This is a genomic window from Delftia sp. 60 (genome assembly GCF_002754395.1).
In the GTDB taxonomy this organism is placed as follows: domain Bacteria; phylum Pseudomonadota; class Gammaproteobacteria; order Burkholderiales; family Burkholderiaceae_C; genus Comamonas; species Comamonas acidovorans.
Genome location: NZ_PEFD01000001.1, coordinates 4,311,120 through 4,332,911 on the forward strand (window position 1 = coordinate 4,311,120; position 21,792 = coordinate 4,332,911).

General features: G+C 69.3%; 17 protein-coding genes. 5 read left to right on the forward strand and 12 right to left on the reverse strand.

All coding sequences use genetic code 11. The features are described 5' to 3' along the window. Positions 1-11 precede the first annotated feature (11 nt). The 5 genes from CLV01_RS19575 to CLV01_RS19595 all read right to left on the reverse strand — a co-directional run bounded on the left by CLV01_RS19575 (position 12) and on the right by CLV01_RS19595 (position 12,488). Positions 12-2,414, reverse strand: a complete 2,403-nt coding sequence (locus CLV01_RS19575) for a DUF5682 family protein (protein ID WP_099733444.1) — start codon at positions 2,412-2,414, stop codon at positions 12-14. Beyond that, positions 2,404-3,528, reverse strand: coding sequence for an ATP-binding protein (locus CLV01_RS19580; protein WP_034394609.1), 1,125 nt, complete (start codon positions 3,526-3,528; stop codon positions 2,404-2,406). The genes CLV01_RS19575 and CLV01_RS19580 overlap by 11 nt, the downstream gene beginning before the upstream one ends. Then, on the reverse strand, positions 3,528-6,455 hold the full coding sequence (locus CLV01_RS19585; protein WP_099733443.1) for a DUF4132 domain-containing protein: 2,928 nt from the start codon (positions 6,453-6,455) through the stop codon (positions 3,528-3,530). Before CLV01_RS19585 ends, CLV01_RS19580 begins: the two co-directional genes overlap by 1 nt. Positions 6,456-6,478: 23 nt before the next feature. Then, positions 6,479-9,475, reverse strand: coding sequence for a DUF4132 domain-containing protein (locus CLV01_RS19590; RefSeq protein WP_099733442.1), 2,997 nt, complete (start codon positions 9,473-9,475; stop codon positions 6,479-6,481). A gap of 70 nt (positions 9,476-9,545) precedes the next feature. After that, positions 9,546-12,488, reverse strand: a complete 2,943-nt coding sequence (locus tag CLV01_RS19595; RefSeq protein ID WP_099733441.1) for a DUF4132 domain-containing protein — start codon at positions 12,486-12,488, stop codon at positions 9,546-9,548. 391 nt (positions 12,489-12,879) lie between these two features. Between CLV01_RS19595 and CLV01_RS19600 the strand changes: the two genes are divergently transcribed. Further along, entirely contained in the window at positions 12,880-13,602 is a 723-nt protein-coding gene (locus CLV01_RS19600; protein WP_099733440.1) for an alanyl-tRNA editing protein, read from the forward strand. Between the two features lie 43 nt (positions 13,603-13,645). Here CLV01_RS19600 and CLV01_RS19605 read toward each other — a convergent pair whose 3' ends face one another. Beyond that, positions 13,646-13,936: a hypothetical protein gene (locus tag CLV01_RS19605; protein WP_099733439.1), complete on the reverse strand. Its 291-nt coding sequence runs from the start codon at positions 13,934-13,936 to the stop codon at positions 13,646-13,648. 328 nt (positions 13,937-14,264) lie between these two features. On the opposite strand from CLV01_RS19605, the gene azu reads away from it, so the two are divergent. Continuing rightward, positions 14,265-14,723, forward strand: a complete 459-nt coding sequence (gene azu / locus CLV01_RS19610) for an azurin (RefSeq protein WP_012206029.1) — start codon at positions 14,265-14,267, stop codon at positions 14,721-14,723. 135 nt (positions 14,724-14,858) lie between these two features. Here the strand turns inward: azu and CLV01_RS19615 are convergent, their stop codons facing one another. The 3 genes from CLV01_RS19615 to CLV01_RS19625 form a co-directional block, all read right to left on the reverse strand. Continuing rightward, the gene (locus CLV01_RS19615) at positions 14,859-15,368 is read right to left on the reverse strand and encodes a hypothetical protein (protein WP_099735098.1); all 510 of its coding nucleotides are present in this window, start codon (positions 15,366-15,368) and stop codon (positions 14,859-14,861) included. Continuing rightward, on the reverse strand, positions 15,355-16,692 hold the full coding sequence (locus CLV01_RS19620) for a hemolysin family protein (RefSeq protein WP_099733438.1): 1,338 nt from the start codon (positions 16,690-16,692) through the stop codon (positions 15,355-15,357). Before CLV01_RS19620 ends, CLV01_RS19615 begins: the two co-directional genes overlap by 14 nt. Positions 16,693-16,871: 179 nt before the next feature. Beyond that, on the reverse strand, positions 16,872-17,234 hold the full coding sequence (locus CLV01_RS19625; RefSeq protein WP_099733437.1) for a hypothetical protein: 363 nt from the start codon (positions 17,232-17,234) through the stop codon (positions 16,872-16,874). Between the two features lie 133 nt (positions 17,235-17,367). On the opposite strand from CLV01_RS19625, the gene CLV01_RS19630 reads away from it, so the two are divergent. The 3 genes from CLV01_RS19630 (at position 17,368) to CLV01_RS19640 (ending at position 19,745) form a co-directional block, all read left to right on the forward strand. Beyond that, positions 17,368-17,874, forward strand: coding sequence for a hypothetical protein (locus tag CLV01_RS19630; protein WP_012206033.1), 507 nt, complete (start codon positions 17,368-17,370; stop codon positions 17,872-17,874). A gap of 227 nt (positions 17,875-18,101) precedes the next feature. Further along, complete coding sequence (locus CLV01_RS19635) at positions 18,102-18,710, forward strand: cysteine hydrolase family protein (RefSeq protein WP_099733436.1); 609 nt, start codon at positions 18,102-18,104, stop codon at positions 18,708-18,710. 147 nt (positions 18,711-18,857) lie between these two features. Continuing rightward, positions 18,858-19,745 carry a class I SAM-dependent methyltransferase gene (locus CLV01_RS19640; RefSeq protein ID WP_099733435.1) on the forward strand — a complete coding sequence of 296 codons (888 nt, stop codon included), beginning with the start codon at positions 18,858-18,860 and terminating at the stop codon, positions 19,743-19,745. 67 nt (positions 19,746-19,812) lie between these two features. On the opposite strand, the gene CLV01_RS19645 is transcribed toward CLV01_RS19640, so the two are convergent. From CLV01_RS19645 to CLV01_RS19655, 3 genes are read right to left on the reverse strand one after another with little or no spacing between them, the layout of a single operon-like run. Beyond that, positions 19,813-20,460, reverse strand: a complete 648-nt coding sequence (locus CLV01_RS19645; protein WP_099733434.1) for a nitroreductase family protein — start codon at positions 20,458-20,460, stop codon at positions 19,813-19,815. Next, on the reverse strand, positions 20,457-20,960 hold the full coding sequence (gene fur, locus CLV01_RS19650) for a ferric iron uptake transcriptional regulator (RefSeq protein ID WP_012206037.1): 504 nt from the start codon (positions 20,958-20,960) through the stop codon (positions 20,457-20,459). Before fur ends, CLV01_RS19645 begins: the two co-directional genes overlap by 4 nt. Further along, a complete protein-coding gene (locus tag CLV01_RS19655) occupies positions 20,957-21,562 on the reverse strand; it encodes a DUF2325 domain-containing protein (protein WP_063325936.1) in 606 nt (201 codons plus the stop codon). The genes fur and CLV01_RS19655 overlap by 4 nt, the downstream gene beginning before the upstream one ends. Positions 21,563-21,792 lie beyond the last annotated feature (230 nt).

Below are 21,792 nucleotides of genomic sequence, written 5' to 3' on the forward strand. Positions count from 1 at the left end.
ATCTTCCCGGCTCATGACAGTCCCCAGGGTTGCAGCAGCCGGCCCACCTGGGCCGCCAAGGCGCGGCTGTGCGCCAGGGCCTCGTCCGATGGCAGGTGCACCGGGCCCAGCGTGGTTGCGCCGGGTGGCGTGGCCGCGCCCGACAGACCCGCCAGCCGCCCGGCCAGCTGCCGCAGTTCGGCACGGGTCAGCTGGGCAAAGGCCAGCCGCAAGGCCGGCAGGCCGGCCAGGAAGGCGTCTTCCGGCCAGTGCGCAATGCCGTCACTGAGCAGGCGCAGCAGCGGCGGATGGCTGAGCAGCCAGCCCTTGGCCACGCGCACAAAGCCCTGCAGGTATTCGCCCATGGCGGCGCCATCGACCTGCGCCAGGCCCAGCATGGCGCGCAGGGCGGCATCGGTCTGCGCGATCTGCCAGCGGCCGGCCATGCTCAGGATGCCGGCCGTGGCGCCGCGCACGCACGCGGGCGTGCTGTCGGCGCCTGCCTCATGCAGGGCGGCACAGGCATCGTGGAACAGGCCGGCGTCGGCCCAGGGCGCGTGGCGGCAGACCATGCCGTGCAGATCGGCCAGGGCATCCAGGGCCTGTACCTGCTGGGATGCATCGCCCTCGCCCAGCCAGGGCAGGCGCAGGCAGGCCTGGGCAAAGCAGCGCCGCAGCAGCGGCAGCAGGCGCGCCAGGCCCACGCCGCCCAGCGCATGGCGGGCCTCGTAGGCCAGGGCCAGGCAGCCCGTGGCGCGGGCCAGGGCCAGCGCGTCGTGGCTGCGCTCCATCCAGGCCTGCACGGTATCCAGCACCTGCTGGGCGATGCCGTCCAGCCCCATGACCAGCACCTCCAGCACGCGCTGCGCGGGCTCCGTGTGGGCCGTCTGCGCCAGGCGCTCGCGTACCAGGTGCACCGCGGCTTCCTCCAGGCTGGAGCCATGGCACATGGCCTCGGTCAGGGCCACCGTGGTCTCGACCTGCCAGCCCAGCGTCCAGACCTCGCGCACACGCGCCAGGCCCGTGCCCGCCACGAAGTCCGGCCCGGCCAGGCGCTGCGCATAGGGCACGCCCAGGTAGCACAGGCGGTGCAGCCCCTGCGACAGCCGGCGGTGGCGCGCGCTGCGGTAGATGTCCAGCTCCTTGCGCACGGGTGCGGCGGGCCGCACGGGCAGGCGGTGGCGCAGGCAGAAGGCCTGCACATCGACCAGCAGCGGGGCAGCCGGCGCGTTGGGTGGCAACTGGCCGTAGTCGTCGGCGTCCAGCAGCCATTGACCAATCTGCTGCCCGGTCTGCTGCACCATAGGCTGCGGTCGCAGGGCCTGGGCATGCTCCTTGAACACGGCGCTGTCCAGCGCTTCCAGCAGCTCGGCCCGGCCGCCGCGGCAGGCGCGCAAGGCGGCCAGGCCATGGGCCAGGCGCACGGCCTCTGCCGCATCGGGCAGGCTGGCGGGCATGCCCCGAGCACGCAGGCTGTTCACGGTGCGTGCCGCCATCTCGGGCCAGGCCTGGGCATCGGGTTGCGAAGCGCCCTGCTCCAGCGCCTGCCATACGCCCTGGTAGTAGCCAGGCATGGGCATGCCGGCCGCGTAGCCGCTGGCGCGCTCCAGCCGCTGCAGCGTGTAGGCAATGAGGTGTACGCCCACATCGATGGCGGGCCTGGCGTCCGCAGGCCGGGCGGGGGCCGAGAGGCCGGCAACGATGCCGGGCACATGGAAGCCGCCGCAGACCACCAGGCAGCGCCCGCCTTCGGCCAGGGCCGCGCTGACCTGGGCGGCCATGTGGGCCTCGCGCGCCACGTCCTCGGCATCCATGCCGCTGCCGCCCGCGCCCTGCTCGCGCTCGCGCAACAGCTGGCTGAAGGCCAGCACGCCGGCAAAGTACGCCTGGGGCGAGGCGTCCTCGTTGCCTGATTCGTAATGCCGGTCCCACCATTCGTCGAAGTCGCGGCAGCCGCTGGCCTGGATGAGGCCGGCCAGCACATCGGGCGCGCGCCGCGCGGGCTCGTCGGCCAGCAGGGGCTCGGGCGCGCAGGCGAAGTAGTCCAGCTGCGCGGCCTGCGCCAGCCTGTCGGCATAGGGCAGGTCGATGAAGCGCACGGCGCTGCGCAGCCGCGCCGCCTCGCGCAGGGCCACCCATTCGGGCGAGAAGGCGGCAAAGGGCACGTAGCAACGGCAGCGCCAGTCTTGCTCGGCCGTGCCGGGCCCGGCCATGGCCGCATGCAGGTAGGCGGCCAGCGGGGGACGCGCCTGGGCGTGCTGCAGCGCGGGCAGCAGGGCATCGAGCTCGCCCGGGCCTTCGATCAGCACGTGGGTGGGCTTGAACTCGCGCATCAGCGCGCGCAGGTGGTGGGCGCAGCGTGGGCTGTGGTGGCGCACGGGCACCAGGCGCAGCTGCGGCAGCGGCGCCAGCCACGCGGCAGCGTCAGTGCTCACGGCCGCCTGCGACAAAGTCCTGCCACTGCGGCTGCCCTGCGCGCTGGCGTGCCACCACGCGCAGGTATTCGGCGAAACGGCGCCGGTCCTCGTCGTCGTCCTTGATCACCGTGCCCAGCAGGTGGCGCGCCAGGTGGGCCGGACCCACCTGCTCCTGCCCGAAGTACCAGCACTGGCAGGCGGCGTTGAAGGCCACGTCGATGGCCTCGGCCGTGGACAGCACGGTGCCCGGCCGCTCCACGGCCGTGCCCTCCACGCTGCCGCTGCGCAGCTCCTGGAAGGCCGTGGCCAGCAGGGCCAGCACATCGGGCGCGACGGTGGTGCCGATGCGCTGCTGCGCCAGTGCGCGGCCCACCTCCTGCCCTATCAATGCGGCCTGCGCGGCCACGCCTTCGAGCGGGCGCATGGTCTCGAAGTTGAAGCGACGCTTGAGCGCGGCCGACATCTCGTTGACGCCGCGATCGCGCAGGTTGGCCGTGGCAATCACATTGAAGCCCGGCCGTGCCAGCAGCCAGGGCTGCTCGTGCTTGAGTTCGGGAATCTGCAGCAGCCGCTCGGAGAGCACGGGCACCATGCAGTCCTGCACTTCGGTGGAGCAGCGCGTGATTTCCTCGAAACGCAGCAGCCGCCCTTCCCCCATGGCGCGGTGCAGCGGGCCGGGCACCAGGGCTTCGGGGCCTGGGCCGTCGCGCAGCAGCAGGGCGTAGTTCCAGCCGTAGCGGATCTGCTCCTCCACCACGCCGGCACCGCCCTGCACGGTGAGCTTGCTGTCGCCGCTGATGGCGGCGGCCAGCAGCTCGGACAGCAGGGACTTGGCCGTGCCCGGCTCGCCCACCAGCATCAGTCCGCGCTGGCCGGCCAGGGTGACGATGGCGCGCTCGACCAGGGCATCGTTGCCGTGGATCTTGCGCGCGATGGCCGGCCCGCCGCCGTCAGGTTCCGCACCGCCCAGGATGAAGCGCCGCACGGAGCGCGGGCTCAGGCGCCAGCCGTCGGGGCGCGGGCCCTGGTCGGCGGCCTGCAGGGCCGCGAGTTCCTGGGCGTGGGCCATCTCGGCCGGCAGCCGCTGGGCGGCAGGCTCCGGGGTGGCCGCTGCAATGCGTTTGGTGGCCATCAGTCGCTCTCTTTGGTGCTGGCCGATTTGGCGGCGATGGCCGCGAACTGCGCCATCAGCGTGGCCTGCAGCGCGCGCGGCCACTGCTGCGGCTGCAGCCGGGGCCAGCGGCCATCTTCGCCGCGATGGCTGCTGTCGTAGACCACGGCATGGGTGATGTCCACGCGGTTGTCCAGGTCCATGAACGGCAGGTAGCGCCCGTGGTGGAGTTCGATGTACAGCTGCGGGCCTGCCAGGTCCAGCTTGTGCTCGTAGATGCCGGGGCCGTCCCCCACGGGGCCGGGGCGGTAGTTCCACTTGGCCAGCAGGCCGGACAGCGCGCCCTGGCGTATCTGCAGCGGGCCGGCAGGATGCAGTGCATGGTTCTTCCACTGCCCGGCTTCGGGCAGTTGTGCGCCTGCGTTCAGCTGGTCGATCAGCGGCTGCAGCTCGTAGTCGGCCAGGCAGGTGCGCCAGGCCTCAACCTCGCCTGCTGCGGCATCGACCGGATGCCAGAGCAGCACCTGTGCGTCGTCTGGCAGCTCCACGGCATCGTCGGTGGCGTCGAGCAGGGAAAAATCCTCGGCAATGCGAAAGCTGGCGCCCTGCTCCAGCCGCCAGATCAGGCTGCGGCCCACGATGCGCAGCAGGGGATGCAGCAGGAACAATCTGCGCCAGCGCGGGACGGACCAGCGCTGTCCCGTCATGAAGGCGGTACCCAGGCGCGGCACCTGCTGCTTGGCGATGGCCTTGACGCCAGCGGCAACGGTCTTGAATTCGGCCTGGGCCGCATTCCACTGCAGGCGCAGCGATTCGTCCTTGAGCGCAGGCAGGGTCTTGGAGGCCTTGCCCTTGTCACCCACCACGCGCAGGCTCAGGTCGCCCTGCAGCTGCAGGCGGTAGCGCTGCGGGCCCACCTCCAGCACCAGGCCTTCGCCGCCCAGGCCGAAATCGGGCGTCAGCTCGTCATACAGCTCCATCAGACTCAGGCCGCGCCGCTGGGCGGCCGCCTTGAGCGCGTCATGCGTGGCTTCAATCACCAGGTCCTTGAGCTTGCGCGAGGTGGACAGGGTCTGGACCTGGGACAGCGCGTACAGCGTGTCCAGCGCACCGAGCTGCTCCACGGCGATGATGGCGCGCAGCTTCTTGCTCCAGCCCCAGGCCTTCACGGCGGCCACCAGGGTCTGCACCAGGCGGTCGTCGACATGGCCGGTGGCCAGTCGCAGCGCCCAGCGCGCCTTGGGCTCGCCCTCCAGGGCCACCCAGGCATTGACCAGGTGCAGGGACAGCTGGGCGCGGCTTTCGGCCGGCACATGGGCCAGCAACTGCTCCACCAGCGGCGGCAGCTCTTCCTCGGCCGTGGACACCAGGTGCAGCACGGTGCGGGCCGCATGCCCGGACAGCGGCGCGAACAGCGCCAGGGTCTCGGGCTGGTCATAGGCCTTGATGCTGCTGGAAAAGCGCTTGAAGCGCGCCACGCGGGCCTCCAGCGCATCGAGCGGGACCCGGCCCCCCTCCCCCTGCGCCACGGTCAGAGCGCCCGGCACTGGGACACCCAGGGCCAGCAGCCGGCCCTCGACCATGCTTTCGGAGCCCAGGTCCAGGCCCGTGCGCAGCAGCGCCTGCAGCAGCGGCGCGACCCCGGGATCGGGATGGGCCAGCAGGATGTCGCGGCAGGCCAGCTGCATCGCTTTCTCGCGCCGCTGCAGCCAGGCGTTGGACTCGAAGGCAGCGCCTACGGCCTGCGCATCCAGTCCCTGCATGAAGCGCGCCACCGCTTCGCGCAGCGCCCGCGAGCTGCTGGCCGCCAGCAGTTCGCCCAGCAGGGGCAGCCGGGCATGCAGCATGGCCGGGTCCAGCTGCGCCAGCAGCGGGGCCAGGCGCACGGTGGGAATCTCGCGCAGATAGTCGGGCTGCTCGGCCAGCATCTGGTTGAGCAGGCCGATGAAGGGCTCAATGCGCGACACCTGCAATATGCAGCGCAGCAGATGGGGCAAAAGCTCCGGGTAGCGTGCCTTCCAGATCTGGCGGGCGACCACCGCATCGAAGTGGTACTTGGGCTGCCATCCTTCGATCCAGGCGACGAAGGGCGCGGCATCCTCCCGCACCAGGCGGTCGAAAATGGGAATGAAGTAATCAGCCGGCTCGCGGTCCGCCCTGCCCAGCAGCAGGTTGACCAGTTCCAGCCGCCGCTGGGCATCGGCGCCCAGGTCCCAGCGCAGCGCGATCAGGCCCGGATCTTCGTTGATGGGCTTGTCGTCGAACCAGTCGGGATGGCGGCGGTAGAAGTCGTACCAGGGCGCGCAGCGCTGCGGGTGCGGAACGTCGCGGTGCCGCTTCATGTAGACATCGCGGATGTCGGCATAGAGCGCGCCGCCGCGCTCGGCCAGCTCCATCAGGTCCTGGTCGTCCAGGCTGCCCAGCAGCAGCTTCCAGTCGACTCTGTCATACCTGGCGCCGGACTGGACGTTCAGCTCCGCGGCCCAGTCCAGCAGCTGCATCACCCGTTCGCGGCTGATGCCCGGGTACCAGAGCCAGCCGAACATGTCCAGGATGCGGATTTCACGATAGTCGTTGTCGCCGTCCGGCGCAGGTGGACGGGCCAGGCTGGCGCGCGCCATCTGCTCGAACTCGGCCGCAAGCTCGGGACTGTGGCGTGGAATGTCGCCGTCCAGGCTGCCGTCAATCCTGCGCCCGAAGGGGATGGTCTGCCGCGCGAAGGCCAGCCACAGGTCATGGTCATGGGTCCAGGGCAGATCGAAGTTGCCCAGGGCGCGGATGGGGTTGGAATAGTCGTCGAAGGCCTTGCGCGTGAAGGCGCCCACTTCGTCATGCCGGCCCGCGCGCATGCGGCTGGCCAGCACCTGGACCAGCTCGGCGGGTGGCAGCGAGGCGCTCAGTTCCTCCAGCGTGGCCTGGTCGGTGTGTTCTAGGGTCGAAGAGGTCATGGATTCAGGGGTTCTGGAGGGAGTCAAACCTGGGCTGCAGCTGCTGCGGCCGCCGCGCCCGCAGCGCGCGAGGCCAGGGCCTGGAGCATGGCGCACAGCGATGCCTGCAGCGGCAGCGGCCATTCGGCCGGGGGCAGCAGGCGGTCGGCGGCCATGTCGCGCAGGGCAAAGCCTTCGATGTCGATCTCATGGCCGGGCTCGTAGTACGGCATGGCCGCGCTGTGCAGCAGTTCCACGCGCCAGCGCTGCACGGCAAAGTCCCGCAGGTGCAGGTAGATGCCGGGGCCATCGCACACGGGGCCGGCATGAAAGCGCCATGGCCCTGCCAGGCCGTCCAGCGCCTGCTGCGTCAGCCGTATCGGTGCCAGGGGCTGCAGCAGCTCCTGCTGCCACTGGCTGGCCAGCGGCAGGTCGGCGGGCGCATCGACCTGCTCGATCAGGGCCTTGAGGCCGTAGTCGGCCAGGCATTCGCGCCACTGCGCACGCTCCTGTTCGGTGGCCTGCGCGGGGTGCCACAGGGCGATGCGGCCCTCGGCCGGCAGTTGCACCGCATCGCTCTGGGCATCGACCAGGGACAGGTCCTCGGCAATGCGCAGGCTGAACGGCTGGCCGGCCGCCGGCTCCACCCGCCAGACCAGGCCCTGTGCCACCACGCGCAGCAGCGGGTGCTCCAGGAAGAGGCGGCGCCAGGTGTCCAGCGGCCAGTGCCGGCCCAGCATCAGGCAGGACTGCAGGCGCGGCGCCTGCTGCTGCAGCACGGCCTTGATGCCCTTGGACAGCGTCTTGAGCCGCGCGGCGGCCGCATCCCACTCCGTGCGCAGCCCCTCGTCGGCCAGGGCTGGCAGGCTGCGCACCAGCTTGCCGGCCGGCGTGCGCAGGCGCAGCGACAGGTCGCCCTGCAGCAGCACGTCATAGGTCTGCGCGCCCACCTGCAATTGCACGCCCCGGCCCAGGTCGAAGTCCGGGGTCAGCTCATCGCCGAGGTCGGCCAGCGCCATGCCGCGCCGCGTGGCGGCCTCGGCCAGCACGGCCTGTGCAGCGGCCAGCACGCTGGGCTTGAGCGTCTTGCCGGTGGCCAGGGCCTGCACGCAGGACAGGGCATAGACCGTGTCGAGCCGGCCCAGCTGCTGCAGCGCGACCACGGCGCGCTCCTTGCGCGTCTTGTGCCAGGCCAGGGCGGCCGAGGACAGCACATCGACGATGCGGTCGTCCGCCGCGCCGGGCAGCAGCTTGAGCACCCAGCGCGATTCGGGCGCGCCATCGGCAGCCACCCAGTGCTGGACCAGGGCCAGGGCCAGCCGCGCACGGTTCTCGGCGCCGGCCTGGGCCAGCAGTTGGTGGGCCAGCGCAGGCAGCTCCTGCGGGCTGGTGGCCGCCAGGTGCAGCAGCGCGCGCGCGGCCTGGGCCGACAGGGGCGCGAGCAGGTCCAGCAGCGCCGGCTGGTCCAGCGCGGCAATGGCGGGCGACAGGCGCTGCAGGCTGGCGGCCTGGGCTTCAAGCTCTGCCAGGGAGCCGGCACCATCGCTGCCAGCTGGCGCGGCCTCGCCGCCAGGTGGCCTGGCTGCGTCCGCAACCGGGGCTGCGGCACCCAGATCCTTCAGGCGCGCCTGCACCGGGCCTTGCTCGGCCACCTCCAGCAATCCACCGGACAGCAGTGCCGACAGCAGGCTGCCAGACGCCGGATCAGGATGGGCCACCAGCACATCGCGGTAGGCCAGCACCAGGTTCTTGTTGGGCTTGGCCAGCCAGCCGGCGGCCTGAGGCGCATCCACGGGCAGGGCAGACAGGGCCTGTGCCAGCGCCGCACGCAAGCCCTTGGAGGCACTGCTGGAGGCGGCCTTGCCCAGTTGCGGCAGCAGCCGCTGCAGCGTGTCCACGCGCAGCGCGGGCAGCAGGTGCGTGAGCGGGCCGGCGGCCAGCCGGGCCAGGTCGCCAGGGCGATCGGCCAGCAAGGTCTCGGCCACCGCGGCGTAGCCGGCGCGGTCGGATTCGTGCTTGCAGCCGTCTGCGCAGGCCGGCAATAGCAGCGGCAGCAGGGCCGGCCACCGAGCGTCCCACAGCCGCTGCGCCACGACGGGATTGATCGCCAGGTGGCCCAGTTGCTTGAACCAGGCGACCAGCGGTGCGGCATCGGTCTGCAGCATGCGCTCCACCAGGACACGGTCATGCGGCCAGTCATCGTCCGAAGCAAAGCACAGGGCCTTGAACAGGTCCTGGGCCAGCAGGTCGCGGCGCGCGGCATCGGCCGTCTCCCAGCGCGATGCAATCAGCACGGGCTCGGGCAGGCGCAACTGGTCAAGCACGGCGGGGAATTGCGCAAAAAAATCCCGCCACAGCGCCCAGCGCTGCGCTGCAGGCCGCGTGCGCTGCAGCGGCAGCTGGCGTTGGACGATGTCGCGGCTGAGCTGGCCGCCGCCGTCCTCGATGGCCATGGCCAGCAGTTCGGGCTCGGGCAGCTGGTGCAGCAGGTGCTGCCAGTGGCAGTAGTACTGCGCGCCGGGCGCAATGCCGGCCTTTGCGCTCAGTTCCCGCGCCCAGCGCAGCAGGCCGATGATCTCGGCACTGGACATGCCTTCATGGCCCAGCACGCCAAACACCTGCCTGAGCACGAGGTCGTAGCCATCGCGCAATCTCCAGGGCTGGTGGGTGCGGCTGCCCCAGTCATCCAGCCAGGCGCGGGCCAGTGCCGTCAGCTCCGCGGTCAGCTCGGCACTGCGCCGGGGCACGCCCGAGTTGCCCCCATAGAACTGTCCCAGCGGAAGGCTGATGCGCGCCAGCGCCAGCCACAGCGCGTGGTCGCGCTGCCAGGGCGCATGCTCGCCGGGCAACTGGTGCAGCCGCTCCTGGCACAGGCTGCTGCTGTCGCGCAGGAAGTCCGCCACCTCGGCATCGCGCCCCTGGGCCAGGCGCTTTGCCAGTTCGGCGGCAAAGGCCGGCATGCCCTCGCGCCCGGCCGGCGCGGCCGTGTGCAGTTCGTACAAAGCCTGCAGGGGAAGCGCTGCTGTCTCGTTGTTGCTCATGGTCTGTGGAGTCTTGGGTGATGGGCGGTCGGGCGGCCAACGTTTCAAGGGAGCAAAGGTTCACAAAGGCTCAGGCAGCCGCCTTGGCCGCCAGGGCCAGCCACTGGCCTTGCAGCGTGGCCAGCAGCGGCTTGGGCAGCCGCGCCGGGTCGGCGCTGGCCCCGTATTCCTTGCTCAGGTCGTGCACGCGCAGGCCTTCCACGGCCACGGGCAGACCCAGGTCCAGGTAGGGCGGGAAATAGCCGTGCGACAGCTCCAGGCTCAGCTCCAGCGCGGGCAGGCGCCACACATGCTCGTTGATGCTGGGGCCGTCGCCCACGGGTCCCGGCCGGTAGCCGAATTTCTTGAGCAGGCCGCCGAGCTGCTCCTGCGCCAGCGTGATCGGCGCGGGCGGCAGCAGCATGCCGTTCTTGAACTGGCCTGGCGCGGGCTGCTCGGCGCAGGCGCCCAGCTGGTCAACCAGGGCATCCAGCTCATAGTCGGCCATGTAGGCCTGCCAGGCTTCGCGCTCGCCGGGCTGGGCCGTGGCCGGGTGCCAGAGGCTGATGCTGCAGCCAGCAGGCAGGGTCACGGTTTCATCCTCCACATCGACCAGCGAGAAATCCTCGGCCAGGCGGAAGCTGGTGCGCGCCAGGCCCGGCGCATCCTCTGCGCGCCAGATCAGGCTGCGCCCCACGATGCGCAGCAGCGGGTGGGCCACGAACAGCCGCTGCCAGCGATCCAGCGGCCAGCGCTTGCCGCTGACCAGGGCCGCCAGCATGCGCGGCGCCTGCTGCTTGACCACGGTCTTGAGGCTGGTGGCCAGGGTCTTGAGCTGCGCGGTGGCGGCCTCCCATTCGGGCTTGAGCGCCTCGTCCTTGACCGCAGGAATGGTCTTGCTGGCCTTGTTTTTGTCGTTGATGACGCGCAGGCTCAGATCGCCCTGCAGCTCCACGCGGTAGCTCTGCGGCCCGACCGTGACCGTCAGGCCCTGGCCCAGGCCGAAGTCCGGCGTCAGCTCGTCGAAGAGTTCGGGCACGCTCATCTTGCGGCGGGCAGCGGCAGCGCGCAGGGCGATGCGCGCCGTGCGCTGCACCTGGTCCTTGAGCGAGCGCGACTCGGAGATCTCCTGCACGCGCAGCAGAGCGTAGAGGCTGTCCACCTCGCCCAGATGCTCCACGGCGGCGGCCGCGCGCTGCAGGCGCGGGCGGTTCCAGGCCTGGACGGCGGACACCAGCGCATCGACCACGCGGTCATCGGCATGGCCGGGCAGCAGCCTGAGCGCCCAGCGCTGCTTGGGTTCGCCCTCGGAAGCAATCCATTGCTGCACCAGGGCCAGCGCCAGGCGGGCACGGTTGTCGGCCGGAATGCGCGCCAGCAGCTCGCCGGCCAGCGGCGGCAGGCCGCCTTCGGCAATGGCGGATACATGCAGCAGCACGCGGGCCGCGTGTTCGGACAGCGGCGCGCACAGCGCCAGCAGCTCGGGCGTATCGAAGGGCTTGATGGCCGCGCTCAGGCGCTTGATGGAGGCGAGCTGGGCGTCCAGATCCACGCCGCCAGCGGCAGACGCTGGCGATGCGGCATCTGCCTGGCTTTCATCCGATGTCGAGGCGCCCTGCCCTGTTAGGCCCAACTGCTGCAGCCGCTGCTGCACGCTGCTGGCCGAGGCCGCATCCAGTTTGCCGCCGGCCAGCAACTGCGCCAGCAAGGGACCGACGGCGGGGTCGGGGTGGGCCAGCAGCACGTCGCGGCAGGTCAGCAGCAGGTTCTTGGGCGGCTTGTTCAGCCAGCCGGCATCCACCAAACTGGCCAGCGGAATATGGGCGGCCAGACCGGCCATGGCGGCGCGCAGGCCCTTTGCGCTGCTGCCTGCGATGAGCGGGGTCAAGGTGGGCAGCGTGGCCTTCAGGCTGGCGGTGTCGAACGCGGGCAGCACATTGACCAGATCCTTGACAGGCACCTCGGCCAGATCGGCGGGGCGGCGGGTCACCAGTTCGCGGATCACGCTGCGGTAGCGGCGCAGCTCGTCCTCGCGGTCGCAGCGCTGGGCCATGGCGGGCAGCAGCAGGGGCAGCAAGGCGGCACCGTCCTGCTTCATGACATGCATGGCCAGCGCCAGGCTGATCTGGTAGCGGCCGTTCTCACGCAGCTGCTTGGCAAAGGGCGCGGGATCCTCGGCCACCAGGCGGTCCAGCAATTGCAATGCGCTCGTCCGCTCGGCGCGCTGGGAGTAGGTCAATTGGCTGAGCAGCAGCGCGGCCAGTTCCTCTCGCCGGGGCGCGCCGGCACTGGCCCAGCGCTGCCCGATCAGGTCGGGATCATCTATGTAGGATTTGTCGAAGAGCTGGGGATGCTCGGCAAAAAAAGGCAGCCAGTCCTTCCAGCCCTGACCCTTGGGCTGCCTGGGCTGGCGCTCGTTGCGGTAGTGGTCCAGCACATCGTCGAACAACTTGCCGCCCACGGCGGCATAGCGCAGCAGGTCGGCATCGTTCAGCTGGGCGACCAGGGGCTTCCAGGCCGCGTGGTACTCATGGTTGCGGCGGAACCCGGCCTCCTCGCGCAGCGCCAGCGCCCAGTCCAGCGTGGACGTCACCTCGTCATAGGGCATGCCGGGATAACTGAGCCAGGGCAGCAGGCTGCCGAGCACCAAGCCTATGCCCTTGTACACAGGCAGGTCGGCGCTGCGGGCGTGGGCCAGCCATTGCTCGGCCAGCACCCGCACTTCGGCAGCCACATGGGCATTGGTCAGCTCCTCGCTGCGGCCCGACAGCACATGGCCGCGCGGCACGGTGAGCCGCGCAAAGGCCAGCCAGCGATCGCCGTCACGCGACCAGGGTGCGTCGCTGCCGCTCAGATGCCCCAGGATGTTGAGACAACGCTCCTCGCAGCCGCGCAGGAAGGTGCATGCCTCATCGGCCCGCCCGTCATGAAGCCGGGCATCAAGTTCGGCGGCAAAGGCCTCTTCGCTGAGGCCTTCGTCCAGCCGGTCATAGAGATCGCTCAGGGAAGCTGCGTGAAGATCGGTAGTGCTCATAAAGATGAGGAGATGAACAATGTGGGCAGCCGCAAACCAGGGCCTGCCGGGATGGAGACGGGGTGGAGCCTGCACCGGACGGAAGCAGAAGTTCTTGATCCATCCGGACAGTCCCTCGGAAAACTCACAGATTCATGCCCTGCGTATGTCGTCAGCTTTGGAAAAATCTGTAGCGCCATCCGCAACGGCCATGCCATTGTTCCCCGGCACGCACGCGGTGCGGGCGCCGATCTTGTCAGGTCGCGGGCACCGCCACTTGACAGGCTGTCAAGCAGGCGACTGCCACCGCTGCGGGCCATGGACTGTACTGGGGACTTTTCGCCCAGGCGTACTGCCCGGCCCTGCCATGCCGCCGATACCATGGACCGCGACATGACCCCAGAGACACCCCATGCCCATGCCCCTGTCCCAGACGCACAAGCTCTTTGACGACGACGCCTACCTGGACCGCTGCGAAGCCACCGTGACGGCCGTCAGCCCCGAAGGCATCGAGCTCGATGCCACGGTCTGCTATGCCCGCAGCGGCGGCCAGGCCGGCGACACCGGGACTCTGACCCTGGCCGACGGACGCAGACTGGCCCTGATCGACACCGTCTATGCCGATGACCGGCAGCGCATCCTGCATGTGCTGCAGACCGATGCCCCGCCCCAGGTGGGTGAACGTGTCCAGGTGGTGATTGACTGGGACAGGCGCCACCGGCTGATGCGCCTGCACACCTGCCTGCACCTGCTGGGCGTGCTGGTGCCTGTGCCCGTGACGGGCTGCAGCATCTCGCCCGACTCGGCGCGCCTGGATTTCGACCTACCCGAGTCCACGCTGGACAAGGCCGATCTGACGGAGCGCCTGAACGCCCTGATCGCCGCCAGCCATGCCGTGAACGTGGACCGCATCACGCCCGAGCAACTGGCTGCACAGCCCGACCTGGTGCGCACCGCAGGCGCCGCGCCCCCAGGCGGCACGGCGACGATCCGCATCATCGACATCCCCGGCCTGGACCGTCAGCCCTGCGGCGGCACGCATGTGCGCAGCACGGCCGAGATAGGCACGGTGGCCGTCACCAAGATCGAGAAGAAAAGCCGCACCAACCGGCGCGTGGTGGTGCAGTTCGCCTGACACCCCCCAGACCTGTTGATGCCAGACCTGTCGATGCCAGGCCTCAGGACATCCAGGACCTGGGCGCCACGGGCCCGCTCGCCTCAGGGGCCCCATCTTCTCCCTGCGCCAGCCCCTCGCCCTGGCTGCCGGACTTTCGCACCAGTTGCAGGATCTGGTCGAGCTGGTCATGCTCGACGGCGATCGAGTGCAATCTGAACAGCACATAGGGAATGAGGACGCTGGCGCAGGCCATGGCCGCCAGCGCCGCCTGTTGATGGGAGCTGTCGACGAAGAACGCCGTCAGCAGAAAGATGGCGCCGATGATCGAACCTATGAAAACAAGCAATCTCATACATTCCCTCTATTTTCCGCAATCGTACCCAAATGTGACTGACGTGAGTAGAGGCATGCGAGCTGTGGGGTTGCCCGTCGCCAAAAGACCACGGGCGGCAAAACCGTTTTCCTGCGGCAGCCCGAATGCATGCCCTGCATGCGCGACGCCATACCGCATGCTCCAAGCGCAAGTCTTCGAACTCTTTTGACTTGATTCAAATCAACCTGCCGCCCCCGATCCTGTCTATGCTTAAGGCAGCCATACAAAGCATCCATGGCGACAGACCGCCTGCCGGTCCATGGCCCTCGGATGCCAGCCACCTCACCCGCTTTTCAAGGAGAAAACAATGGCAAAGCAATGGAAGCCCGTCCTCTTGGCCCTCGCAATGACTGCCGTCGCCGCGCCTGTGCTGGCCGCCGACTGCGCCGTCGAGATCGAAGGCAATGACGCCATGCAATTCAACAAGCCCACCATCAGCGTGCCCGCCAGCTGCAAGCAGTTCACGGTCAAGCTCAAGCACGTGGGCAAGCTGCCCAAGACGGCCATGGGCCACAACTGGGTGCTGAGCAAGACGGCCGACCTGCAGCCCGTGGCCAATGACGGCATCGCCGCTGGTGCGGCCAAGGACTTCGTGAAGGAAAAGGATGCCCGCGTGATCGCCCACACCAAGGTGATCGGCGGCGGCGAGAGCGATTCCGTCACCTTCTCCACCGCCGCCCTAAAGGCCGGCGAGGCCTACAGCTACTTTTGCTCCTTCCCCGGCCACTCCGCGCTGATGAAGGGCACGCTGACGCTGGCCAAGTAAGCCGGCGACCTGCCTTGTGCGCGGGGCTCTCGTCCCGCGTTCAAACCGGCGGCACTTCGGTGCCGCTTTTCATTTGCGGGGCCAGGCAAACCGCGCTTGCCTGGCCTGCCGATCTCTGCCGCTTTGCGTGGCCTCTCAGTGCCTGCCGGTGGTCCTGCCGTGCGAGAGGCCCTGCATTTCCACGCAGCCCTTTTGCATCAGACGCAGCAGCAGCTGGGTCCAGCTGGCGTCGGCCCATTTGGCGCTTTCCAGCACCAGGGAGCGCGCGGCCTGCAGGCCGTCGCCGGGCTGCAGCTCCACGCGGAAACTGCCGCGTTCGCGCTGGGCCGTGACAGCCACCACGCTGCCCAGCAGGGCGATGTCATGCGAAGGCCTGGGGCCCTGCGGGCCGTCCAGGTCCACGCGCAGCACGCAGCCGGGGCGCAGTTCGTAGGTCCAGCGATGGTCGGCATGGCCGGCCGCGCCCATGGCGTTCATTTCGGCAAGCCGCTGCTCCTGGGTCATGTCGTAGGGGCTGATGATGAGCGCCTGCTGCTGCGGATAGCCCTGCACGCCATCCAGGCAGGCGGCCATGAAGATCACGGCCGCCGCGCATGCCAGCAGTTTCCATGCGCCGCGCGGGCCCCGGCGTTCAGCGCGCGGCATGGGCCGCACCGCCGTCTTCATCACCCGGTACCTGCAGCGACACGTCCACGCGCATGGCCAGCACCTTGTCGATGGCCTTGCCGTCCATGTCCACCACCTCGAAGCGCCAGCCTTCCCATTGCACGGTGTCGGTGACACACGGCAGCCGGCCCGTGAGCAGCATGACCATGCCGGCCAGCGTGTGGTAGCGGCCGCGCTCTTCCTCGGGCACGGTGGCCAGCTCCAGCCGGTCCTTGAGTTCGGGCACGGGGATGTGGCCGTCCAGCAGCCAGCTGCCGTCCTCGCGCTGCAGCGCCCAGGAGTTGCGCGGATCGCGGGGCTGGAACTCGCCCGTGATGGCCTCCACCAGGTCCTGCAGGGTGACGATGCCCTGGACCTCGCCGTACTCGTCGATCACGAAGGCCATGTGCACGTCGGACAGGCGAAAGCTCTCCAGCAGTTCCATGCCGGTGATAGTCTCGGGCACATAGAGCGCGGTCTGCATGGGCTGGTCGGTCAGGCCCTGCTCCTTGCCCTGCAGCGCGCGCGACAGCCACTGGCGCGCGTTGAGCACGCCGATGATGGAGTCCATGCCGCCGCGCACCACGGGAAAGCGCGCGTGGTCGGACTGCTCGATCACGCGCAGGTTGTCCTCGAACGGCGCATCGGCATCCAGGCAGACCACGTCGCTGCGCGGCACCATGAGCGAGCCGATCTGGCGGTCATCAAGGCGGAACACGTTGCGCACCATGGTGTGCTCGTGCGATTCGATGACGCCGGCCGTCGTGCCTTCGGCCAGCATGGCGTGGATCTCTTCCTCGGTGACGACGCTGCCGCTGTTTTCCTTGACGCCCAGCAGGCGCAGCAGCGCATGGGTGGACACGGACAGCAGCACCACGAAGGGCTTGGTCAGATGGGCCAGCCAGTTGACTGGGCGTGCGATCAGGCGCGCAAAGGTCTCAGGATAGGTCTGGCCGATGCGCTTGGGCACCAGCTCGCCGACGACGATGGAGAAGTAGGTGATCAGCACCACCACCAGCGCCGTGGCCGTGTAGCCGCCATAGGGCGTGGGCACGCCCATGCGCTGCAGCCACTCGGCCAGGGGAGCGGCCAGCGCGGCCTCGCCGACGATGCCGTTGAGCACGCCGATGGAGGTGATGCCGATCTGGATGGTGGACAGAAAGCGCGTGGGATCGGCTCCCAGCTGCGCGGCGGCGGCGGCGCCGGCATCGCCCTCGTCAATGAGTTTTTGCAGGCGCGCCTTGCGCGCCGTCACCAGCGCGATCTCGGACATGGCGAAGACGCCATTGAGCAGGATCAGCGCAAAAAGTATGGCAATTTCCATGATGCGTGTTGTGGGAACCGGGAGCCGCAGCTGCGGCAGAAAGGGCCCATGCGGCGATGGGTCCGGGAAGAAGGAAAGCCAGGGGCAAGCCCGGCAGCCGGGCTTTCAGGACAGGGTCCCGAAGCGGCAGAGGCACCGCAGGCGCAGGGCACTGCAGGTCAGAAAAACGGCAATGGGGATCAGGCTGCCCGGGGAGGCCGGTCGGGCGGGGCCAGGCTGCGCCAAGGGCCTTCGCGCAGGCTGGCGGTGATGTGGCGCCCGGCCTGCAGACGGGGTGCCGGCATGCCGTCCACGGCGTGCACGACATCGGGGAGGTCCTGCTGATCGTCCATCAGCGCGTGGTCGAAGTCATCGAGCAGGGAGACCGTGTCCACCCGCGGCGCCGCCTCGCGCTCCGGGCCGGCGCAGGCCGCGCGCGGGTGGACACCGGGCGGCTCGCATGGCTCGTGCGGCAGGGCGCGCCATGGCGCAAGCCCCAGCGTGGACAAGGCCACGCTGACGACGAAGTGCAGGGAGAAAACCGCGATGAACCATTTGGACATGGTCCTCGGATTCTATCCATGCCCGTGAACCGCAGACAGGCAGGCCGCCTGTCCACCGCTGTTCGCCGCTTCCTACAAGCGGCGCGCCGGCGCCGTGGAAACATGCGCCACGGCCCACTCTCCGCCCTCTGCCATGAAAGCCATCCATACCCTTTTCACCGTGTTGCACGCCCTCATCGCGCTGCTGTTTTCGCTGGCCGCCGTGGCCCTGCTCTGGATCGCGGGCCTGAAGGGCTGGAACGCCATGGCGCATGGCGTGGATGGCGAATCGGGCCTGCGCATCGTCGAGGCGCTGGGCATCCTGGCCTCCGGCGTGGTTGCACTGCAGATCGCCCAGACCATCACCGAAGAGGAAGTCATCCGCGAGGCCCACATCAGCGGCCCCACGCGCGTGCGCCGCTTTCTCTCGCGCTTTCTGGTGGTGCTGGTCGTCGCGCTGGCCGTGGAGGCCCTGGTCGCCGCCTTCAAGACGCAGGAAGAACCCGCCCACCTGCTCTACCCCGCCGCCCTGGTCAGCGCCGTGGGTGTCCTGCTGCTGGGCTGGGGCGCCTTCATCCACCTCAACCGCTCCGCCGAGGAGCTGGAGCCCGAGGCCATGGAAGAAGCCAAGGGCGAGGACCACAAGGTCAACAAGTCGTGAGGGCCAGGCCCGCGCACGCAAGGGTTGACAGGCCGCATCGCCGGCCTCAGGATGCGCGGATGGTTTTTGCCACGCACCGCCTCACGACCACCACCACGACCGCCAACGGCGGACCGTGGACGGATACCTGAGCGCCGCAAGGCAGCCACCATCCCCCAAGGCCCCGCCCACGATGGACGGGGCCTTTGCGTTTCTCCGTGCATCCAGGGCATCACCGGAGAGACTTCATGCAGATTCCCCCTTCCGCCCCTTCCGCCCCTTCCGCCCCTTCCGACCCTTCCTCCCCATCCTCGACGGCCGCACCGGACGCCCCACGGCGTGCCCTGCTCGTCATCGACATGCAGCAAGGCCTTTTCAACGGCAGCGATGCGCCGTTCGACAAGGACCGCGTGCTGGCGAACACCCGACAACTGATCGCCCGCGCCCGTGAAGCCGGCGCGCCCATCTTCGCTGCGCGCCACACCGGCCCTGCAGGCTCGCCGATCGCCCCGGGCAGCCCGCTCACGCAACTGCTGCCGCAGTTGGGCATCGATGCGCAGCGGGACCGCGTCTTCGACAAGACACGGCCCAGCTGCTTCGAGGGCACCGGCCTGGCCACCTGGCTTGCCGAAGCCGGCATTGCCGAACTGGTCATCGCCGGCATGAAGACCGAGTTCTGCGTGGACACCACCTGCCGTGCCGCAGCCGGCCTGGGCTTTCGCCCGGTGCTGGTGGCGGATGCCCATACCACCACCGATTCGCCGCTGCTGCAGGCCGAGCTCATCATCGGCCACCACAACCGCACGCTGGGCGGCGCCTTTGCGCAACTGGTGCAGACTGCGGACTGCCGGTTCTGAACGGACTTCGCGCATGATGGCCATGGCAGCGTCGCGGGTCGTGCCGTGGCAGCCTTGCATCAAACCAATATGAATGATTTCCGTTAACTGGTTCATGACGTGCGCAGGCTTGGCATGCTGGCCTGCAGCGCACCACAGGAGCGAGCAATGCCCGAACCTCTTGCACTGTCGGCCGGCCCGGCTTTCACCGATGCGCCGCCCTCCATGCCCCGGCAGGAAAAACTGTCCGACGTCAGCGAGACGCTGCGCATTCCGCTGACCGCCCGCGCCCTGGGCGACCGGCTGTTCCCGGGCATGGCCGTCAGCGATGCCCATGCCTTGGACACCCTGACCCAGCTGGGCGACGACGGCAGCCGCTGGCTGCAGGACAGGCAGAGCATCTACGGCGTGCTGGCGCGCACGCACTGCTTTCGCGCGCTGGCGCAGGACTTTCTCCGGCGCCAGCCGCAGGGCCATGTGGTGAACCTGGGCTGCGGCCTCAGCGACTATTTCCAATGGCTGGACAACGGGCAGATGCGCATGACGGATGCGGACCTGGGGCCGGTGGTCGCACTGCGCAGGCAGTTGCTGCCCTGGCAATCGGAGCGCCAGGAGATCCGCGAATTCGACCTGGCCGACGCCGACTGGTGGCAGCGGCTGGGACTGCCGGCCGACAGGTCAGGGCCTGCCGTCTTCATGATGGCCGAAGGCGTTTCCATGTACCTGCAAAAAGAGCAGATACAGGCGCTGTGGACCACGTTTGCGCAATGCAGCCCGCCGGGTTCGGAACTGGTGTTCGACGCCATGTGCTGGCTGGCCGCCGGGCGCGCAAGCCAGCACCCCTCGGTCCGGCTCACCCAGGCCCAGTTCCATTGGGGCCTGCGCCGCGAGGCCGATCTGGCGCAAGCCCATCCGCGCCTGCAGCTGGTGGCCGCGCACCAGGTGATGGAAGGCTACGGCCCGCCCTACTCGCTGGTGGGGCCGGCATTCCGCTGGACCTTTGGCGTGCACTTCTATGCCATCTACCAGTTGAAGTCGGTCGAGACGGCCGCTTAGGCCGATTGCGCAGCCGCAACGAAAGATGCCCGGTCAAGCCGGGCATCCTTGTTTCAGGGAACCAGGATCAGCCTTCGTCGGCCGCGCTGGAGGACTGGGCCAGGGCCAGGCCTTGCACCAGGTCTTGCCCGGGCTGCCATTCGCGCACAAAGCGGTTGCGCGGCGGCCGCAGGGCTTCGCGGCCGGCCGAGACGGGCGTGCCCACATACAGCAGGCCGACGAGCCGGTCATGGGGCTCGAATCCCAGGGCCTCGCGCACGCGCGCATCGTGGCTGTTGGCGCCGCTGGCCCAGAAGCCGCCAAAGCCCAGGATGTGCAGGGCGTTGAGCATGTTCATGGCGGCAGCGCCACCGGCCAGCAGCTGCTCGCTTTCAGGCACCTTGTGCTCGGGCTGCAGGTGCACGCCCAGCGCGATGATCAGCGGGGCGGACAGGGCCTTGGCGCGGAATCGCTCGGCGTCGGCCTGGGGATCGCGCGCCTTGGCGGCCTGCACGAACACCTCGCCCAGCGCATGGCGCGCATCGCCCTGCACCAGCACGAAGCGCCAGGGGCGCAGCTGGCCGTGGTCGGGGGCGCGCAAGGCCGCGTCGATGACGGTGTCGATCACGCCGGGGCCGGGCGCCGGCTCCTGCAGCGGCCAGCGTGACTGGCGCGACATCAGCAGGTCCAGCGCGGCGCGCTGCTCAAGGGTCAGGGATCTGTCGTTGGTGCTCATTCGTTGTCCTGCAGCGCAGGCTGTCTTGCCTGCACGGGCTGTGCCGGTGATTCGGGTGGCAGCTGCGAGCACGCGCCGCAATGGCCGTACAGGGCCAGGCGGTGGTCGGCCAGGCGGTAGCCGTGGGCCTGGGCCACCTGGTGCTGCAGCGCCTCGATGTGGTCGTTGCTGAATTCATCCACGCGTCCGCACTGCAGGCAGATCAGGTGGTCATGGTGCGGCCCCTCATTGAGCTCGAACACCGCCTTGCCGCTTTCAAAGGTCTGGCGCAGCAGCAGGCCTGCAGCCTCCAGCTGCGACAGCACGCGGTAGACGGTGGCCAGGCCCACCTCGGCACGCCGCTCGGCCAGCAGGCGGAACACGTCCTCGGCATGCAGGTGGCGCGATGCGCTCTGCCTGAAGATTTCCAGCACCTGCATGCGCGGCAGCGTGGCCTTCAGGCCGACGCTGCGCAGTTCGGGTTCGCCACCCGGGCTCAGGGGCATCTTGCTGCGTGTCATGCGGTGGTGTCTCCGTGTGTCAGTGTCATGGCGGGGTTGTCGCCGCCTTCGGCACCCCGGTGTATGCGGACGATGCGCAGCGCATCGGGCTGCTCCACCAGCACGCAGGTCTTGCCCGTGCGCTGGCAATGGTCCTGTACGCGCCAGTACTCGCCGTGGCTCAGGCAGCCGGTCTGGCAGATCACCAGATCGGCCTCGCGCAGGCTGGCCTCGAAGGCCTCGGCGTCCTGCTCGGGCTCCCGCGCAGGCATGGCGGGCTGGGCCACGGGCGCGGCCGTCTGGCGCTGCCAGCGTGCGCGCTCGCGCAACAGGTCCTGCACGCGCACCAGCAGCGACTCCACGCGCCGTGCCAATGTGACACGGCGCGAGAGGCCAGGAATGGCCTTCTCCAGCGCCTCGCGCTCCTCGCGCGCCCACAGCAGCTGGGTTTCCTTGGCCATCAAGGCCGCGCGCTGGCGGATCACCAGCCTTTGCAGCCTCTCTATTTCCTGGGCTTGAAGGCACAGCAGTTCGCTGCTGCGCAACTGGGCGTGGCCGTAGCCACGCAGCAGCACCTGGTGCTCATGCGCCAGTTGCTGAATGTCGTCCAAGGTCTGGGTCATGGTTTCCTCGGCAAACCTGAGCATTGCGCGGTGGTCGCGCGAAGGCCTTTGCGCATGGCCCTGTGCGGCACGGGCCTGGCTTGCCGGCAAGGCGGTGTGCTGCGATGCAAGCCGGATGCGCTGGCAAATCAGTGAGAATGATTCTTATTAAATCATGAAATGCCGGCCGTCAAACCGATGACCGTACGCCGTCTGGTGCAAAGGCCGCACCGGCGCAGATGTGCTTGCAG

Coding starts and splice junctions, on each gene's coding strand:
- CLV01_RS19580 (WP_034394609.1), bottom strand. CDS start 3,528: ATGGCCACCAAACGCATTGCAGCGGCCACCCCGGAGCCTGCCGCCCAG.
- CLV01_RS19585 (WP_099733443.1), bottom strand. CDS start 6,455: ATGACCTCTTCGACCCTAGAACACACCGACCAGGCCACGCTGGAGGAA.
- CLV01_RS19600 (WP_099733440.1), top strand. CDS start 12,880: ATGCCCATGCCCCTGTCCCAGACGCACAAGCTCTTTGACGACGACGCC.
- CLV01_RS19630 (WP_012206033.1), top strand. CDS start 17,368: ATGAAAGCCATCCATACCCTTTTCACCGTGTTGCACGCCCTCATCGCG.
- CLV01_RS19590 (WP_099733442.1), bottom strand. CDS start 9,475: ATGAGCAACAACGAGACAGCAGCGCTTCCCCTGCAGGCTTTGTACGAA.
- CLV01_RS19620 (WP_099733438.1), bottom strand. CDS start 16,692: ATGGAAATTGCCATACTTTTTGCGCTGATCCTGCTCAATGGCGTCTTC.
- CLV01_RS19640 (WP_099733435.1), top strand. CDS start 18,858: ATGCCCGAACCTCTTGCACTGTCGGCCGGCCCGGCTTTCACCGATGCG.
- CLV01_RS19635 (WP_099733436.1), top strand. CDS start 18,102: ATGCAGATTCCCCCTTCCGCCCCTTCCGCCCCTTCCGCCCCTTCCGAC.
- azu (WP_012206029.1), top strand. CDS start 14,265: ATGGCAAAGCAATGGAAGCCCGTCCTCTTGGCCCTCGCAATGACTGCC.
- CLV01_RS19595 (WP_099733441.1), bottom strand. CDS start 12,488: ATGAGCACTACCGATCTTCACGCAGCTTCCCTGAGCGATCTCTATGAC.
- CLV01_RS19655 (WP_063325936.1), bottom strand. CDS start 21,562: ATGACCCAGACCTTGGACGACATTCAGCAACTGGCGCATGAGCACCAG.
- CLV01_RS19625 (WP_099733437.1), bottom strand. CDS start 17,234: ATGTCCAAATGGTTCATCGCGGTTTTCTCCCTGCACTTCGTCGTCAGC.
- fur (WP_012206037.1), bottom strand. CDS start 20,960: ATGACACGCAGCAAGATGCCCCTGAGCCCGGGTGGCGAACCCGAACTG.
- CLV01_RS19645 (WP_099733434.1), bottom strand. CDS start 20,460: ATGAGCACCAACGACAGATCCCTGACCCTTGAGCAGCGCGCCGCGCTG.
- CLV01_RS19615 (WP_099735098.1), bottom strand. CDS start 15,368: ATGCCGCGCGCTGAACGCCGGGGCCCGCGCGGCGCATGGAAACTGCTG.
- CLV01_RS19605 (WP_099733439.1), bottom strand. CDS start 13,936: ATGAGATTGCTTGTTTTCATAGGTTCGATCATCGGCGCCATCTTTCTG.